Source organism: Chloroflexota bacterium, assembly GCA_020850535.1.
Lineage (GTDB): Bacteria > Chloroflexota > UBA6077 > UBA6077 > JACCZL01 > JADZEM01.
On sequence record JADZEM010000013.1, the window covers coordinates 69,313 to 85,481 of the forward strand.

Sequence of the window (16,169 nt, forward strand, 5' to 3'; positions counted from 1 at the left end):
TGCTTGTCCCGATCTCATCCCTGTATCCAACTGGAGTCACTGTATGCCCGGACCGTTGTCGGGCCTTCGCGTCCTTGATTTCACCCTGGCGCTGGCTGGTCCCTTCTGCGGGCTGGTGCTGGCGGACCTGGGCGCAGACGTCATCAAGATCGAGAGCCCGGACCCAGACATCCGGACTGCCGGCGGCCTCCAGGTCTACCATGGCGAGAACAGCCATTTCCTGGTCGTCAACCGCAACAAGCGCGGCCTCAGCATGGACCTGAAGGACGAGCGTGGACGTGAGGCGTTCTACCGCCTCGTCAAGACCGCCGATGTCCTGGTGCAGAACTATCGCCCTGGCGTCATGAAGCGGCTCGGGGCCGACTACGAGACGCTCAGCGCCATCAACCCCGGCCTGATCTACTGCTCGATCTCCGGGTTCGGCGAGGGCAGCCCCTACGCCGACCTCGCCGGGCTGGACCTCATCGCCCAGGGGATGAGCGGCCTGATGAGCGTCACCGGCTCGCCCGGTGGCGGCGAGCCGGTCAAGGCCGGCACCCCCGTCACGGACATGGGCTCCGGCATGTATGGGGCGATTGGCATCCTGGCGGCGCTGCACCATCGCCACGAGACCGGGCGCGGCCAGCAGGTCGAGGCGACCCTTCTCGACACCCCGATCTCCTGGCTGACCTGGCGCGCGGCCGAGTACTGGGGCAGTGGCAAGACGCCCGAGGCCCAGGGCAGCGGCAAGGGCGCCTACCGGGCGTTCCAGTGCTCCGATGGCCGCTGGGTCAACATCGGACCGACCAACCGCCTCTGGAAGGCGACCTGTAAGGCCCTCAACGCCGAGCATCTGTTGGAAGACCCGCGCTTCACCACGCAGACGCTCCGCAACGAGCACCACGCCGACCTGACCGAAGAGATCCAGAAGGCGTTCCGCGCGAAGACCTCGCCGGAGTGGATCGCCATCTTCCAGGAGATCGGCGTCCCGACCGGGCCGATCAAGACGATCCCCGAAGTGCTCGAGCAGGATCCCCACGTCAAGGCCCGCCAGATGGTCGTCGAGGTCAACCACCCGACCATCGGCCCGATGAAGACGCTCGGCGTGCCGGTCAAGCTCTCGAAGACGCCGGGCGGCGTCACCCGGGCCGCGCCGACGCTCGGGCAGCACACCGTCCAGGTGCTGATCGAGCTGGGCTACTCGCTGGAGGAGATCGACGCCCTGCGCGCAGACGGCGTGATCTACACCACCGGCGACGAGCACGGCGAGTACGTCGCCCCCGAGGCCGCGCTCACCTACAACTGAGGTGTTGGGTTCTGGGTTTCAGGTTTCGGGGGGAGGTGGCCCCGCTTCCTGAAACCCGAAACCCAGAACCCAACACCCACGCTACTTCAGCTTCATCTCCTTCACCATGATGAAGCCGTCGAGGCGGGGCTTCCACTCGACCTTGGTGCTGAGGCCGTAGTAGAAGTTCGGGTGGCCGATCGGCACCGTGTAAAACTGCTCGTGGATGTACTTCGCGATGTCCTGGAACGCCTTCTGGCGCTCAGTCCCCTTGAGGGGTAGCGCCTTCTGCTGCATCTCTTCCAGCTTCTCGTCGCAGACCGCCGAGTTGCGCGCCTTGCAGGTGTAGTAGGCCGTGACGGTGGACGAGTAGTCCATCAGCTCGTTGCCGTGGGCGTGCGTGCCCAGCATGCCCCGGTTCGGGTCAATCGAGCCAGGGCCGGTGTTCGCGCCCCAGATCTCCTGGTGCGCCGCCGTCTCCACGCCGCGCGTCTTGGCGTTGACGAGCCCGATCTCGACCATTCCCTGCGCGACGGCCTCGGCGGCCTCTTCCAGGCCGACGATGTAGGCGCGCCGGACGTACATCGTGAGCGGCGCGTCCACCGGCACGCCGTCCGCCTTCGCCTGCGCGATGAGCTGCTTCGCCTTCGCCATGTCAAAGGCGTACGGCTGCAGATCGGGGTTGTAGCCGGTGGCGCTCGGGCCGACCAGCTGACGGGCTACGTCGCCGCCGCCCATCACGTCCTTGATGATCGCCTCCTTGTCGATGCTCAAGGCGATGGCCTCGCGGACGCGCTTGTCCTTCATCGCGACGTTCGAGGTGTCCATCCGGATGAAGATCGTCTCCAGGCTCGGAGTGGTCTGGCAGTTCGGCGTCATCTTGCACTGGTCGCCGGTGATCCACCGCGCGATGTCCGCCTCGCCGGCCTTGGTCATCGCCGCGCGGACGTCGCGCTCGGCGCGGAACTGGAAGGTCACGTCCTTGATGCTGGCAGCGCCCTTCGCATCCGCCGAACCGTTGCCCCACCAGTCAGGATTGGCCGTCAGCTTGATGGACTGGCCCTTCTGCCACTCGACGAACGTGTACGGCCCGGTCCCGATGGGCTTCAACGGCACCTCGTCTGGCTTCTCCTTCATCTGCTTCAGCGAGCCGATGGGCGAGAAGTAGAGCCGCTCGGGGAGGATCGGATCTGGCGCCTCGGTGACCACGTCCAGGGTCAGCTCGTCCACGGCCTTCGCCTGGAACTCTGGCCCGATGAACGTACGGATGCGGTAGTTCTTCTCCTTGCCCCAGGTGTCGTTCAGGCTGGCGGCGGCCGCCTCAGCGTTGAACGGCGAGCCGTCGTGGAACTTCACGTTCGGGCGGAGCTTGAAGCGCCAGGTGGTCGGGTTGGTGCTCTCCCAGGCCGTTGCCAGCTCGCCCACGAGCTTGTTGTCAGCCGGGTCGCGGTTGACCAGCCCCTCCGCGACGTTGCGGATGACGGTGTAGCCGAACGAGTTGTACGCCTCCCACATCATCAGCGTGGGCGGCTCCTCGCCCTGCGCGATGACGATGCTGCCGGCCGGCGTGACCTTGGCGACAGCCGCGCCGGCGGCCGGCTTGGCGGCCTCGGCCGGCTTCGACTCCGCGGGCTTGGCCGCGGCAGCCGGGGCGGTCGTGGGCTGCGCCGCTGCCGCGGGCTTGGCGGCCTCGGTTGGCTTGGCGGCGGCAGCCGGAGCGGTGGTGGCGGCTGGCGCGGCCGGCTTGGCCGCCTCAGCTGGCTTGGCCGGGGCAGACGTTGCGGCGGGGGCGGCGGCCTGCGGCGCACAGGCGGTCAGGGCCAGCAGCATGCTCAGGAGCAGCGCTGTCCAGGCGGCACGGCGCTGCCGGGATCCTCGCCGATCCGGCCTCCCGAACAGAAACACACGACGCTCGGTACGACCACGCATGAGACCTCCTCCTCGTCGATCCGTTCGGCTGGCATCGTCGCCAGGGTTCTGGTCTAGGCGGCGGCGCGGGCTGCTCCGCGCCGCACCCACCGCCACGAGCTGACCGGGTCCGTCACGACACGGACCCAGGTCGCCAGGACGTTGAAGCTCAGGGCCGTCAGCATGATCGCCAGCCCGGGGAACGTCACCAGCCACCAGGCAGTCTGGAGGTACTCGCGGCCCTGCGCCAGCATCAGCCCCCAGGATGACTCCGGCGGCTGGATGCCCAGGCCCAGGAAGTCGAGCGCCGCCAGTGCGAGCATCATCGTGGCGACCTCCAGCGTGGCCAGCACGATGATCGGCGAGAACAGGTTGGGGAGCATGTGGACCAGCACCAGCCGGGCGTCGCTGCACCCGAGCGCCCGTGCCGCCTCCACGAACGGCCGCTCCCGCAGGGAGAGCATCATCCCGCGTGTGATGCGGGCGTAGACCATCCAGCGGGTGATGACCATCACCAGGATCAGGTTCTGGAAGCCCGGCCCCAGCGCGAACAGGACGAACAGCGCCAGCAGCAGGCCCGGCACGCTCATCTGAAGATCGACCAGCCGCATGATCAGGTCGTCCACGCGGCCCCGGTAGAAGCCGGCCAGCAGGCCGAGCGAGACGCCGACCGTTCCCGAGATCAGCGCCGTGGCAATGCCGACCGTCAGCGAGATCCGCGCGCCATAGATCAGCCGGCTCAGGATGTCCCGCCCGAGCGTGTCCGTGCCGAGGATGTACGGGATGCCGCCCTCTTGAATGGCGGGCGTCATCGGCGGCTTGACGCGAGTGCGGATCGACTGGGTGTACGGATCGTGCGGGGCGACCAGCGGCGCGAAGATCGCCGAGCCGATCACCAGCACGATGAATATCGCCGCCACCAGCACAACCTTGTCGTCCACGAGGGCGCGGAGCAGGTCCGCCCAGGTGATCGCTCCCGACCGCTGGGCCGCACGTGCCCTGGGCGCTGCGCTTGCGACCCCGGGTGCGTCTGGAGCGCCATCCGCCTGTTGGCCGGGCGCGTCCAGCCCTGCTGCGCGGACACTCTGTGCCATCTGCCCTCCGAACGGGGCCTTCCGGCCCGTCTGAGCGGTTGTCTGCCCGTCTACGCTGACGACTCACGCGGGACATGGCTGCCATCGCCATGCGGCCTGCTTGCGTGTGGCTCGTCGGCCCAGCCCAGGCTGGGCCGACCGAGCGATGGTGCGGCTACGCGGCGCTGCTGCCGAAGCGGATGCGCGGATCGACCCGTGTGTAGAGGATGTCCACCAGCAGGTTGAGCGCGATGATCATGATGGCGATGACGAAGACCGTTGCTTCCACCAGCGGCAAGTCACGCCGTCCGATGCTCTGGATCAGCAGCGATCCGATGCCGGCCCACCCGAAAACGGTCTCCACGACCACCGCGCCGTTCAGCAGCGAGGCCGTCTCGTCGCCGGACATCGTGACAATCGGGATGGCCGCGTTCCTGAACGCGTGACCGAAGGTGCAGACGCGCTCGGTCAGGCCTTTGGAGCGGGCTGTCACCACGTACGGCTTGCTCATCTCGTCCAGCATCGCGCCGCGCGCCACCTGCGCGATCCGCCCGATGGGCCGGAACGCCAGCGTCAGGGCTGGCAGCAGCGTGTGCTCCAGGCCGCCGTACCCCGAGGTTGGCAGCCAGCCCAGTTGCACGGCGAACAGGAGGATCAGCATCAGCCCGAGCCAGAACTCGGCCGTCGACACGCCGCCCAGCGAGACGACGGTCAGCACCCGGTCGATAATCGAGCGTGGGTAGATGGCCGAGACCGTGCCGATCAAAATCGCCGTGGGAATGGCGATCAGCGCCGTGGCCAGCGCAAGGTGGAGGGTGGCCGGCACCCGACTCAGGGCCACCGGCAGGGACGGCACCCGCTGCCACAAGGACTGGCCGAAGTCGCCGTGCAGCCAGCCGGCGGCCGTGCGCCCAAACTGCACGTAGAGCGGATCGTCGAAGCCGTACTGGGCGCGCGTCGCCAGGTACTGCTCCTGGGAGGCGTCCGGCGCCAACATCATCTTGGCGGGATCGCCGATGCCGCGCCCCAGCACGAAGACGAAAATGAGCACGCCAGCCAGCACCAGGACTGAATGGATCAGTCGGCGCACCAGATAGGCAGTGATGGCGACCCCCTCGGGCGTCGCGCACACTGAGGCCAGCCCCGCCCGCAACGGGAGCAGCCAGAGAGCGTAGCGCCCTTGTCCGTCATTGGTGCAACAAACCCGGCAGCGTCACCGGTCCGTCGCGGTGCCCCACACGCCCGGACACTATGGTCCAGACTGACGGGAAAGTCAAGAAGCCAATGCGTCTCTCAATTGGCCCGATGGATCCGCTGGACATCTCATTGGCAATGTTGGAATGCGTCGGTGTGGGAAAGCGCCGCCGGCGGGCAGGGCGTCCTGGGGAGACGCGCGGGAGCGTAACGCCAGGATCGTCGCCGTACCTCCTTCGCTACAGGCTGCGTCGAGCGCGGCGCAGGGCTTTCGGGGAGGCAGTAAAATGGAGCAGGAGGGCGAGCCGTGGCCGTGTCGATCCCGCGTCGGCTGTTTACGGTGGACGAGTACTACCGCATGGCGGCGGCTGGTGTGTTCAAGCCCGGCGAGCGCGTCGAGCTGCTCGACGGCGAGATCATCCCGATGAACCCGATTGGCTCAGAGCATGCCTGGTGCGTCAATCGGGTCTCGGGGATCTTCTTCCGATTTGCAGACTACCTCAAGGTCGGCACGCAGAATCCGCTGCGTCTCAGCGACCGTAGCGAGCCGCAGCCAGATCTTCTCATTCTCCAGCCAGACACTCCTGAGGATCGGCACCCCGAGCCTGCTGATGTGTTCCTGGCGATCGAAGTGGCGGAGAGCTCACCGCGGGTAGATCGAGGACGCAAGCGATCGCTGTACGCACGGGCCGGTATCCCAGAGTACTGGATCCTTGACCTGAACGCCCAGCGCATCGAGGCGTACCGCGACCCAGTGCGCTCGCGGTACCGCACGGCGGCGTTGTTTGGCCGCGGTGACACCATCTCACCGCTGTTCGCGCCAGACCTCGTCATCGACGTCGCGACGATCCTCGGGAAGCCGCCTGCCGCCCAGTCGCCGCCGCAGTCTTAACCTGACGACAACCCTGGCCCGGCTGCGAATGGCCGTTACGTGCGGTACCATGAGAAGCAGCATGCAGGATGTGGCGGGCCGGCCGACATCCCATCGCCACTGAGCCGGCGCGTCCGGACTGGGCCACGATGCAGGCTCCCCACACCCCTTTCACACTCCCGTGGCCCGGCAGACGGCGTCTCGGCCGCCAGTCGTCGGAGTCGGATGGGGCGCAGGCTGCCTCGCGGAAGACGCGGGGCGGCTGGACTCGGCCCCGAATCAGGCTGCCCTGCCCCCGCCTTCCCAGCCTCGGGCCGCGCGCCCTGGCCGGCCTGACGGCCTGCCTGCTGGTGCTGGCGCCCGGCCTGCTCGCCGCCGAGGCAATCGTCTGGGCCTATGATGCCCGCCTGACCGACGATGCCCGTGTGCGCGCGACGGCCGGCCTGGACAGCGTGACGGGACTGGTAGATGCCGAGCGGACGCGCGCGCTCAACAACGCCGACCTTGCCGGCGTCCGCCTTGGCCCGACCATCAGCCAGGGCGTCTCGCCGGACGATCTGGTCAAAGCAACCGGTGAGCTGCGAGCGGCGCTGCGGGCCTCGCTCGTGGCCCCGCTCGGCGGCGACGGCAAGACGCTCGCCAGCGACCCGGCCAGTAACCTCCCGTTCGGCAACACCTGGGAGGCGAAGCAGGCGCTGACTGGCAAGTCCGTCGTGGTGCTCCAGGAGCGGATGCCCGGATTCGCCGTGCAGGCCGCTGCGCCACTGCGGGTCAACGGCGAGATCGTGCCGGGTGCGGTGATGGTCGCGCAGAACCTGGACGACGGCTTCCTGAACACGTCGCTGCGGCTGACCGGCCTCGACGTGGCATTGATCCAGAACGGTCGGCTGGTGGCGGCCTCGCGTGGCATCCGACGCTCGTTCTCGTTCGCCACGGCTGCGGATCAGAACGTCGATCCTGAGCTGGTCGCCTCGGGGCCGGACCGCTTCAAGCGGGCGCGGCTGGGCAACGAGGCGTTTCTCCTGGCTGGGCGGACCGTCTCCAACGGGCCGCGCGAGATCGGCGTGCTGCTGGTGGGGCCGTCCGCCGAGACCGTCTCGGATGCTGTCCGCTGGGCGCGCCTGCTGACCTACGGCGGCGCGCTGGCTGGCGCGCTCCTGGCCGGGCTGCTCGGCGTGCGGCTGGGGGCGTGGCAGGTCCGGCGCGTGACCGCGCTGACTGGCCGCGTGCGGTCCCTGGCTGTGCCCGACGCTGGCGCACGCGTCATCGCCGCCCGACCATCTGGCGGCGGCCCCTGGTCTGTGCTTGACGCCGCCATTGCCGACACCACGGCGGCGCTGGTGCGGCGCGCTGACGAGCAGCGGCTGCGGGCGGCCCGTCTGGAGGCAGTCCTCGGGAGCCTGGCCGAGGGTGTCATCGTGGCCGACGAGCAGCGCCGCGTGATCTTCGCGAACCCCGTTGCGCGGCAACTGCTGCACTTGCCGGCCGGCCCCACCGACAGCCTGCCGCTGCTGGGCGATTCGCTGGCGGCCGGCTCGGCGGCCAGCGAGCGGGTGATTCGCAGCTACTCAGCCTCGGTGCTCAGCTCGAGCGGCGACGACCTCGGCTTCGTCACCGTCCTGCGCGACGCCACCCACGAACAGGAGGTCGAGCGGGCCCGCTCCGAGATGCTCGGCGTGGTGTCCCACGAGCTGCAGACGCCGTTGACCGCTATCAAGGGCGCCCTTGAGCTGGTGGTCGAGGAGGACGAGGGGCGGCTCTCGCGCGTGCAGCGGCGCTTCCTGAACACCATCGACCGCAACTGCGCTCGCATGATCGGGCTGGTGGGCGACCTGCTAGACCTGAGCCGGATGGACGCTGGCCGCCTGTCGCTCGACTCGCGCCCTCTCGACGCACAGAGCGTCGTCCTGGGGAGCGTGTCGGCGCTCTCGAACCTGTTCGAGCAGCGGCGGCAGGCGGTCCGTGTCACGGTCCCCGAGGGTGTCCCGCCGATCCTCGGCGACCGGCGTCGCGTCGAGCAGATCCTGACGAACCTGCTCTCCAACGCCGCCAAGTACACCCCCGAAGGTGGGACCATCGAGGTGATGGCTGCCGCCGAGAACGGGCACGTGCGGCTGGCAGTCGCGGACAGCGGACCTGGCATCCCCGAGGCTGAGCGTGAGCTGGTCTTTGACCGATTCTATCGCGGCAAGGACGCCGGCCGGCGCGGCGAGGCTGGCAGCGGCCTGGGCCTCGCCATCGTCAAGTCGCTGGTGGAGCTGCACGGTGGGACCGTTCGCGCAGAGGCGCCGGCTGATGGATCCGTGGCGCACGGCGCTCGGTTCGTGGTGGATCTGCCGCGCGCCGCCGACGACGACTGACCCGTCAGCTGCCGTGCCGCGCCCGCAGCTTCGGCGCGATCTCGGCGGCGAAGCGCAACGCCTGGTCTGTCTGTGGGAAGTCCATGAAGCGCAGGATGAAGTGGCGAACGCCGGCGTCCAGCCGCTCTTCCAGCTTCGCGTAGACCTGCTCGGGCGTCCCCACGAGACGGGTCTCCTCGGTGCTGTGGTGGTAGAGCAGGCTCCGCTCGGCAATGGCACGGGCATCGGCCTCGCGGTCGGCAATCGAGACCACCTGACACTGCCAGACGTGCAGGATCGAAGACGGGTCGCGCCCGACGGCCTCGCAGTGCTGGGCCAGCACGCCCGACTTTCGCCTGTACTCGGAGATCGGCTGGCTGCCCGTCTCCCACCAGTCGGCATGCTTCGCGACCACGCGCAGGGTCAACTGCTCGCCGCTGCCGCCGATCAGGATCGGTGGGACCGGGTGCGGGAGCGGGTTCGCGAACGCCTGGTCGATGGTGTAGTGGCGGCCCTCGAAGCTGGCCGGCGACTCCGTCCACATCCGGCGGAGGATCTGGCAGGCCTCGTCAAGCTGCTGGATGCGGATGGCCGGGCGCGGCATCTCGTAGCCGTACATCCGGTACTCGCTCTCCATCCAGCCCGCCCCGATGCCGAGGATCAGCTTGCCGCCGGTCAGCACCTGCAGCGTCGAGGCCGCCTTCGCCAGCAGGGACGGATGGCGGTAGTTGTTCCCCAGCACGATCTGCCCGTACTGGTACTCGGGGAAGACCGCCGAGAAGTGAGCGGTGGCCGTCCAGCACTCCAGCGTGTCCGGCTCGGGGGGCATCCAGGGCGTCCCCGGCACGAAGTGGTCCGAGAGCCAGACCGAGTCGTACTTGCCGCGCAGGGCCGAGAGGTTGCCGCGCACTGCCGGGAGCCACGAGACGGCCGGCGCGCCGGCCGGATCCCACATCGGGAGCCGCCAGCCGAACCGCAACGGGGCGTCCAGCCCACTCCCTCGGACGTTGGACGCCGTCACCCCACCAGTCGCCATCGCTGTCCCCTTCCAGCGCGCATCCGCACCGATGCGCCATCAAGCTCTGCCATCATGCTCCAGCACGCGCCGCCCATGATAGCCCGGCCGCCGACTGCCAGGACGACGCTGACGCCGCACCCAGGGAGCTTCACGCCAGGCCATTCCGGAGAACACTGCCTGTTCGTGCGCGAGGCTCACCCGTGGGCGATGGCGACGCCCGCCATCAGCGCCTCGTTGCTCAAGCCGGGCGGGGGCGTGTGCCCTGCTTCCGCCAGCCGGGCACGGTACGTCTGGCAGAGCCGCTCGCCCAGCTCGTAGCGGCGCAGATCTGACAGCTCGGGCGCGCGCAGCAGGAATTCCCGCGCCAGCGCCACGTCCTCAGCCGTGAACGCCGACGCGACCCACGGCGGCAGGGCAAGGCTCGGGTCGATGGGCGGCAGGGTGCGCGGCAGCTCCTCGCGCCGCTCCCGCACCACCACCGTGCCCGCCGCCAGATCCCCGAGCCGCTGCGAGCGCCGCGTCAACAGCACGCTGATCGCCCCGGCCATGTACCCCGACGGCAACAGATCCACCAGTCGGACAATGTTCCGCACCAGGCTGTGCACCAGCGTCACCGGCTCGCCGCGCACCGTCAGGACGCGGACGCCGGCCACTCGCTTGCCCGGCGACTGGCCGTTCCAGGTCAGCTCGAAGAAGATGAAGTAGCCCCAGAAGATCGCGAAGATCAGCAGCAGGCCGATGCCGACCCCGACAGGGACCAGCACATCGGTGTTCTCAGGGAAGAAGTAGCGCGCCAGCACGGCCGTGCCCATCCCGAACACCATCGCCAGCGCCACGATCGCGACCAGTTGAATCAGCCCGTCGATCAGCATGGCCAGCCCGCGCGAGCCAAGCCCCGCGAGGTCGTACTGGAGATCGATCTGCTCCGGCGTCCGGAGATCGTACGAGTCGCCGATCACGCGCCCTCACCCGCTGTGGCTTCACGTTCTGCTGACTCAGGATGCCATACTGTCAGCCGGAGGGGAATCCTTTGTGGCGCCCGGGCAACGCACGCTGACATGTGCGGCAGGTCTCGGGGTTGCCGGCCGTGGGGGCGGGTGTGGCTACCGTTGACGAGCTGATTGCGGCCCGCCGGGCGCGCTGGGAGCAGCTTGCCGTGCTCCTGAAGCGGGCCGGCAGCGATCCGCGCCGCCTGTCCGCCGCCGAGATCGAGAGTCTCAGCCAGCTCTACCGGCAGGTCGTCTCGGATCTGGCGGTCGCGCGGCGCGATTTCCCCCAGGATCAGGTGGTCGGCTACCTGAACGGCCTCGCCCAGCGGGCCTATCCCCTGGTGTACCGTGCGCCGGTCGGCTCGTGGCAGCGGCTGGCGCAGTTCTTCCTGGTGGAGTTCCCCGAACGGTACCGGGCCTGCTCGCGGTTCGTGCTGGCGGCGTTCCTGCTGTTCACCATCCCGGCCATCGTGGCGTTCGCCGTGGTGCAGGTCAACCCGACGCTCGCCGAGGAGATCCTGCCGGCCGACATGACGCGCGGCGTCCGGAACGGCCACCTCTGGACGAACATGCCGCCCGCCGAGCGTCCGTACATGGCCTCGTTCATCATGACGAACAACATCCAGGTCTCGCTGATTGCGTTCGCAGGCGGGATGCTGCTCGGTACACTCACCGTCTACGCGATGGTGCAGAACGGGCTGATGCTTGGCTCCGTGCTCGGCTACACCCACCTCTACGGTCTCAGTGCGGACTTGCTCGGGTTCGTCTCGCCGCACGGCTACATCGAGCTGACCGTGATCTTCATCGCCGGTGGCGGCGGCCTGCGGATGACCTGGGGCATCATCCAGCCGGGGCTGCTGCGCCGCCGGGATGCGCTGGTGCAGGGCGCGCAGGAGGCGGTGCTGCTGGTCGTCGGCGCGATGCCCCTGCTGGTAGTTGCCGGCCTGATCGAGGGCTTCATCTCGCCATCGAGCCTGCCGAACGTCGTCAAGTACGTGTTCGGGCTGCTGACCGGGATCGTGCTGCACCTCTGGCTGCTCGGCCCGAGCGTCTGGGTACGTCTCGGGCCGCGGCGACGCGCAGCGGCTGGCCGCGCCATGATGCACCCCGGCCAACGAGGAGTACCATTGTCAGCCTGAGCGCAGCGAAGGATCTCACCTGCTGACGCGAGCGTTGACGGTCAGCGGTCAGCGGTCAGCGGTCAGCAAGAGTATGTCATCCTGAACGAGCGAGCTTGCGAGCGACGTGAAGGATCTCACCCGCTGACGCGAGCGTTGACGGTCAGCGGGTGAGGTCCTTCGCTGCGCTCAGGATGACAGTGGTATCTTGCATGCGTTGCACGAGGCTGCTGAGCGGTCGGTCAGCGCCAGGTCCGGCCGCCGTATGCTGCCAGCAGCCGTTCCAGCAGGAACAGGCCGGCCGCCAACGCCAGCAGCAGCGGCCAGCGCGGCTCGCGGGTGTCCCGCCGGGCGGTCAGGAGATCCTCACTATTCCCCTGGCTGCGCTGCGTCTGCATCGTGTTCCCCTCGCCCTCGTGCAGGGCGATGCGCTTCCCTTCGGGGATCGGGTTGGCGGGACTCGTCAGCTCGTAGGCGGGCGGGATCGGGCGGTCGCGCAGCAACTGGCGCACGGCGTTGAAGAAGACGGTCAACGCCACCCGGCTGCGGTCGTCGGTGCTGTCTGGCGGCAGTCCCGCGATGTAGACGGCGGCCGGCCGCTCGCGCTGGGCCAGCCAGACCCGGCCCGCCCCCTGCCGGAGGATCGGGCGGAAGCCAGCAGGCAGGCGCACCGAGCCGGCCGGCGTCAGCGTCTCAAGCACGTCGAAGTTCAGATCGTCGAGCAGCGGGCTGCTGTCTACGAAGTCCTGAATCGGCGTCGGGGCGGCTGACGCCGGCGGCAGCAGGTAGCCATCCCCGACGAGCAGCGTCGGCACGTCGTCCGGCGGGCGGGCGTCCAGCAGGGTGGCCGGCACGGCGCGCAGGTTCGGGCGGACGGTCTCCGGCTGCCAGCGCAGCCGCTCCGGCCAGCGCCGGTCCGCCAGTTGCCAGTCGACGCGGATCAGCCCGCTGGCCGGAGCCTCGACCACCGCCGTGTCATCGACTGTGTACGCGTCGGGCGGATCGAGCCGCAACGTGTACAGGCCCGGCATGGTTGGCCGCAACGGCTCGTACCAGCGACCGTCGGCCTCCCAGCGGGCCGCCGACTCGGACACGCTGCCGTCTGGCGCGGTCACCACCAGCGTGCTGGCGGCCGGCGGTGGCCCGAACGCCCGCACCTCCACTCCGATCTCGCGGATGTCCCCGGTCAACGGGTTGACCAGTGGCCGCAGCGAGGCGAACCCGCGCTGTGGCACCGGCTGCCCGACATCCTGCCAGATCACCACCAGATCGCGGCGCCTGGCGATCCAGTCCGGGGCCGGCTGGTCTGCGATCACCACGAGGTGGGTGATCTGGCAAGCCGCCTGTGGATCGGGCGGCTCCTCCAGCAGCCGGCGCAGGATGCCGAGGTCGGTTCCGAGCGCGCGTGGCTGGAGATCAGTCAGCCGTCGCCGAAGCTCATCCGGCTGACGGGTCGCCAGCAGCAGGTCGCGCCGCTCCAGGTCGAACGCCGAGAGTCGCCAGCAGACGGTCAGGCCGTCCGAGCCGCTGGCCGCCTGCATTCCGCGAGCGGTCTCCGTCAGCAGCCTGTCCACCTCGCCTCGGACCCGCTCAGCCCGCGGCGCGCCGTCCTGCAGCGTGCTCATGCTGGCCGAGGTGTCCACCAGCAGCCACGCTCCGACGGCGCGCGGCCCACTGTCCAGGGCGATGGTCTCCTGGCTGCTGAGGGCCGCTGCCAGCAGGAGCAGCACCATCGGCAGGCGCAGGTAGAAGGCTGGTGCACGCAGCGGGTTACCCAGGCCGAGGCGCAACGGTCCGGTCCTGGCGGGATTCACCACACGGAAGAACTGGGCGGCCGTCAGCCAGTGGTTTTCGACCAGCGGCTTCGCGAGATGGACGACGATGGCTGCCGCCACCAGCCCGGCCAGCACCCCGAGCACGATCACGGGCAGATCCGGACGACCACGTTCTCAGCCTGGCCGGCGGAACAGCGCGTGCAGGCGGCGCTCGGTGCGGAACCAGTCGCCGAAGCGCTCGGCGATGGCCGGCTCGCGCTCGGCGGGCCACGACCAGTGGACGTGCGCCCGCGCCGCCCGCCGCAACGGCTCCAGGCCCGTCTCGATCTCCCGCTCGACCTTTCGGACGGTCTCGCCATCGATCTCCAGCTCTGGCTGGCGTCCTGGCAGGCCCGGCCCGTCGATGCGCCGCGCGCCGGTCCCGAGGGCCGCCCGTTCGGCCGGCCAGCTATCCAGCTCCACCAGCATGACCCAGCGCGAGCCTTCGGCGGCCCGTGTCATGCGGCGAGCCAGGGCGTCACGGTCCGCTGGCGGCAGGTAGCCGTCCGTCACGACGATCCAGATAGCCGTCGGCGGGAGCTGCGGCCAGAGGACGTCCACGTTCAGACACGGTGGCGGCGGTGGCGGCGGCGGTCGCAGCCGCTGACGCCAGCCTGATGGTGCGGGAGGTGGCTCGACGGACGCGCGGAGCCGCCGCAGGGCCGTGCGGACCCGGCCGTTGTCACTGCTTCCCTTCAGGATCTCGGCCGGTTGGCTGCGCTGACTGTAGAGCGGATGCAGGATGATGCGGTCGCTGCCGTGGAGCGTCAGGACGGCCAGCGCTTCGGCCAGCCACAGCCCGACGAGCAGCTTCTCCGCGCCCGGTGGCCCGAGCATCGTGTGGCGGGCGTCGAGCGAGACGGCCAGCGTCAACTGCTCTTCGGCCACGAAGCGGCGGGCCAGCCAGCGCTGACTGTCGTCCAGGCCGTGGCGCGCCGAGGCCCGCCAGTCCACGTGCCGGATATCGTCGCCGGGGGTGTAGTGGACCAACTCGCGGATCTCCAGGCTCTGGCCGTGCCGGCGGGTCAGATGCGCGCCGGTCAGGCCGGCGCGATACTCCTGGCGGTACTCAAGCGCCTGCCGCTCCAGCCAGCGGCGGTCGAGCGGCAGCGGCGGCCAGTCACCTGGGGCCAGCGCCCCGCCTCCGTCCCAGGTCGTCCGGGCTGGCGGGCTCAGCACGCCCGTTGCTCCACGACGACCCGCAGGGCCGCTGCGACCGAGCGCTGGTACTCTGGGCCACCGGACGCGCGGCTGGTCGGGGCCGTTCGCTGACACAGCTCCGCGATCAGCCGCGAGAGCAGTTCGGCCTCCGCGCCGGGCGCCGACCACTGCTCGGCCTCGCGCGCTCCGCCTACGCCGACAAAGCGCTCCTTCCAGTCGTAGGTCAGGCGGATGCGGTGCCGCAGCGTCGGGATCACGACCCGCGCCAGGGCCGGGCCGTCGGCGCGCGGCGTGTCAGCCGAGAACAGGTACGTCCAGGCTTTCGCGCCGCGCATCAGGGCGATGGCGGCGCGCGGACCGAGGCCGTACGGCAGCAGCTCCGGCAAGACCTCTTCCAGCCAGCGGCGGTCGTCCCCTTCGACGCCCTCCAACTCCCCGAACTGCCGGTTGGTCGCCGCGATCAGGTTGACGATGTGCGTCTCCAAACGATCGAGCGCTTCGACGTCCCGGATCTCCTGCTGGATTCGCGCGAACCACGCCCGCGAGTCCGCCTCCGTGAGCCGGCCGCGCGGCCCTGCTCCGCCCCCGGCCCCGTTGGCCCCACGAGCATGGATGGCCGCGCCAGCCTCCTTGCCCATGATGGCGGCCAGGGTGGCCTTGCCGGGCAGCGGCATCAGGATCTTGAAGGTGAAGCGGTCGGCCTGCGCCTCGGGGAGGGTGTACGTGCCTTCCTGGTCAATTGGGTTCTGGGTGGCCAGCACCATGAACGGGCGCGGGGTCGGATCGTCGCGGCGCTGCTGGTAGTCCGGCAGGAGGTACGTCGTCCCGAGAACGGTCACCTGTCGCTCGGCCATCGCTTCGAGCATGGCGGACTGGGTCTTCGGCGTCGCCCGGTTGATCTCGTCGGCCAGCAGCACCGAGGCGAAGACCGGCCCCGGCTGGAACGCCAGCCGGCCCGCGCCGCCACCCCGCGGGTCCGGCATGAACGTGCCGGTGATGTCGGCCGGCATCAGGTCCGGGGTGAACTGGATGCGGCCCCAGCGCAGCGCCAGCGCGTTGCCCAGGGCCTTGACGAGCTGGGTCTTGCCCATCCCAGGATTCGCTTCGAGCAGAACGTGCCCATCGGTGTAGAACGCGACGAGGCAGAGCCGAATCACCTCGTCCACGTCGAACAGCTCAAGACGCACGGTGTCGAGCAGCACCTGTGCGAGCCGTCCGCCCGGCGTGTTGGACGTGTGCGGCGTGCCCCCGGTCACCATGTCAGCGTGATCTCCCGTGCGTCATCAAGGGTATGGCTCCCGCGCTGCGCCAATGATGCGACATCACGGCCTGCCGAGAGCGCCCTCACCCCCAGCCCCTCTCCCTGTGCGCGGGAGAGGGGAGGCATATCAATGCGGTTTGTCACTGCGACTCATGCCTG

Annotated in this window: 12 protein-coding genes; 4 read left to right on the plus strand and 8 right to left on the minus strand. The window is 69.5% G+C overall.

Features of this window, described 5'->3' with window-relative positions; translation table 11 throughout:
- Positions 1-43 precede the first annotated feature (43 nt).
- Positions 44-1,285: a CoA transferase gene (locus IT306_01920; GenBank protein ID MCC7367147.1), complete on the plus strand. Its 1,242-nt coding sequence runs from the start codon at positions 44-46 to the stop codon at positions 1,283-1,285.
- 81 nt (positions 1,286-1,366) lie between these two features.
- Here IT306_01920 and IT306_01925 read toward each other — a convergent pair whose 3' ends face one another.
- The 3 genes from IT306_01925 to IT306_01935 form a co-directional block, all read right to left on the minus strand.
- The gene (locus tag IT306_01925) at positions 1,367-3,193 is read right to left on the minus strand and encodes a hypothetical protein (protein MCC7367148.1); all 1,827 of its coding nucleotides are present in this window, start codon (positions 3,191-3,193) and stop codon (positions 1,367-1,369) included.
- 53 nt (positions 3,194-3,246) lie between these two features.
- A complete protein-coding gene (locus IT306_01930; GenBank protein ID MCC7367149.1) occupies positions 3,247-4,266 on the minus strand; it encodes an ABC transporter permease in 1,020 nt (339 codons plus the stop codon).
- A 154-nt stretch (positions 4,267-4,420) separates the two neighbouring features.
- Positions 4,421-5,377: an ABC transporter permease gene (locus IT306_01935; protein ID MCC7367150.1), complete on the minus strand. Its 957-nt coding sequence runs from the start codon at positions 5,375-5,377 to the stop codon at positions 4,421-4,423.
- A gap of 369 nt (positions 5,378-5,746) precedes the next feature.
- On the opposite strand from IT306_01935, the gene IT306_01940 reads away from it, so the two are divergent.
- Positions 5,747-6,331, plus strand: coding sequence for a Uma2 family endonuclease (locus IT306_01940; protein ID MCC7367151.1), 585 nt, complete (start codon positions 5,747-5,749; stop codon positions 6,329-6,331).
- A 128-nt stretch (positions 6,332-6,459) separates the two neighbouring features.
- Entirely contained in the window at positions 6,460-8,670 is a 2,211-nt protein-coding gene (locus tag IT306_01945) for a HAMP domain-containing histidine kinase (protein MCC7367152.1), read from the plus strand.
- A 4-nt stretch (positions 8,671-8,674) separates the two neighbouring features.
- Here IT306_01945 and IT306_01950 read toward each other — a convergent pair whose 3' ends face one another.
- Together IT306_01950 and IT306_01955 are read right to left on the minus strand one after the other, a co-directional pair.
- A complete protein-coding gene (locus IT306_01950) occupies positions 8,675-9,685 on the minus strand; it encodes an LLM class flavin-dependent oxidoreductase (GenBank protein ID MCC7367153.1) in 1,011 nt (336 codons plus the stop codon).
- Positions 9,686-9,861: 176 nt separating this feature from the next.
- Entirely contained in the window at positions 9,862-10,626 is a 765-nt protein-coding gene (locus tag IT306_01955) for an RDD family protein (protein ID MCC7367154.1), read from the minus strand.
- Positions 10,627-10,766: 140 nt separating this feature from the next.
- Between IT306_01955 and IT306_01960 the strand changes: the two genes are divergently transcribed.
- Positions 10,767-11,795, plus strand: a complete 1,029-nt coding sequence (locus tag IT306_01960) for a stage II sporulation protein M (protein ID MCC7367155.1) — start codon at positions 10,767-10,769, stop codon at positions 11,793-11,795.
- Positions 11,796-12,016: 221 nt separating this feature from the next.
- On the opposite strand, the gene IT306_01965 is transcribed toward IT306_01960, so the two are convergent.
- From IT306_01965 to IT306_01975, 3 genes are read right to left on the minus strand one after another with little or no spacing between them, the layout of a single operon-like run.
- Positions 12,017-13,699: a hypothetical protein gene (locus IT306_01965; GenBank protein ID MCC7367156.1), complete on the minus strand. Its 1,683-nt coding sequence runs from the start codon at positions 13,697-13,699 to the stop codon at positions 12,017-12,019.
- Positions 13,700-13,723: 24 nt separating this feature from the next.
- Entirely contained in the window at positions 13,724-14,767 is a 1,044-nt protein-coding gene (locus tag IT306_01970) for a DUF58 domain-containing protein (GenBank protein ID MCC7367157.1), read from the minus strand.
- Entirely contained in the window at positions 14,761-16,008 is a 1,248-nt protein-coding gene (locus IT306_01975; GenBank protein MCC7367158.1) for an AAA family ATPase, read from the minus strand. Before IT306_01975 ends, IT306_01970 begins: the two co-directional genes overlap by 7 nt.
- Positions 16,009-16,169: the final 161 nt, after the last annotated feature.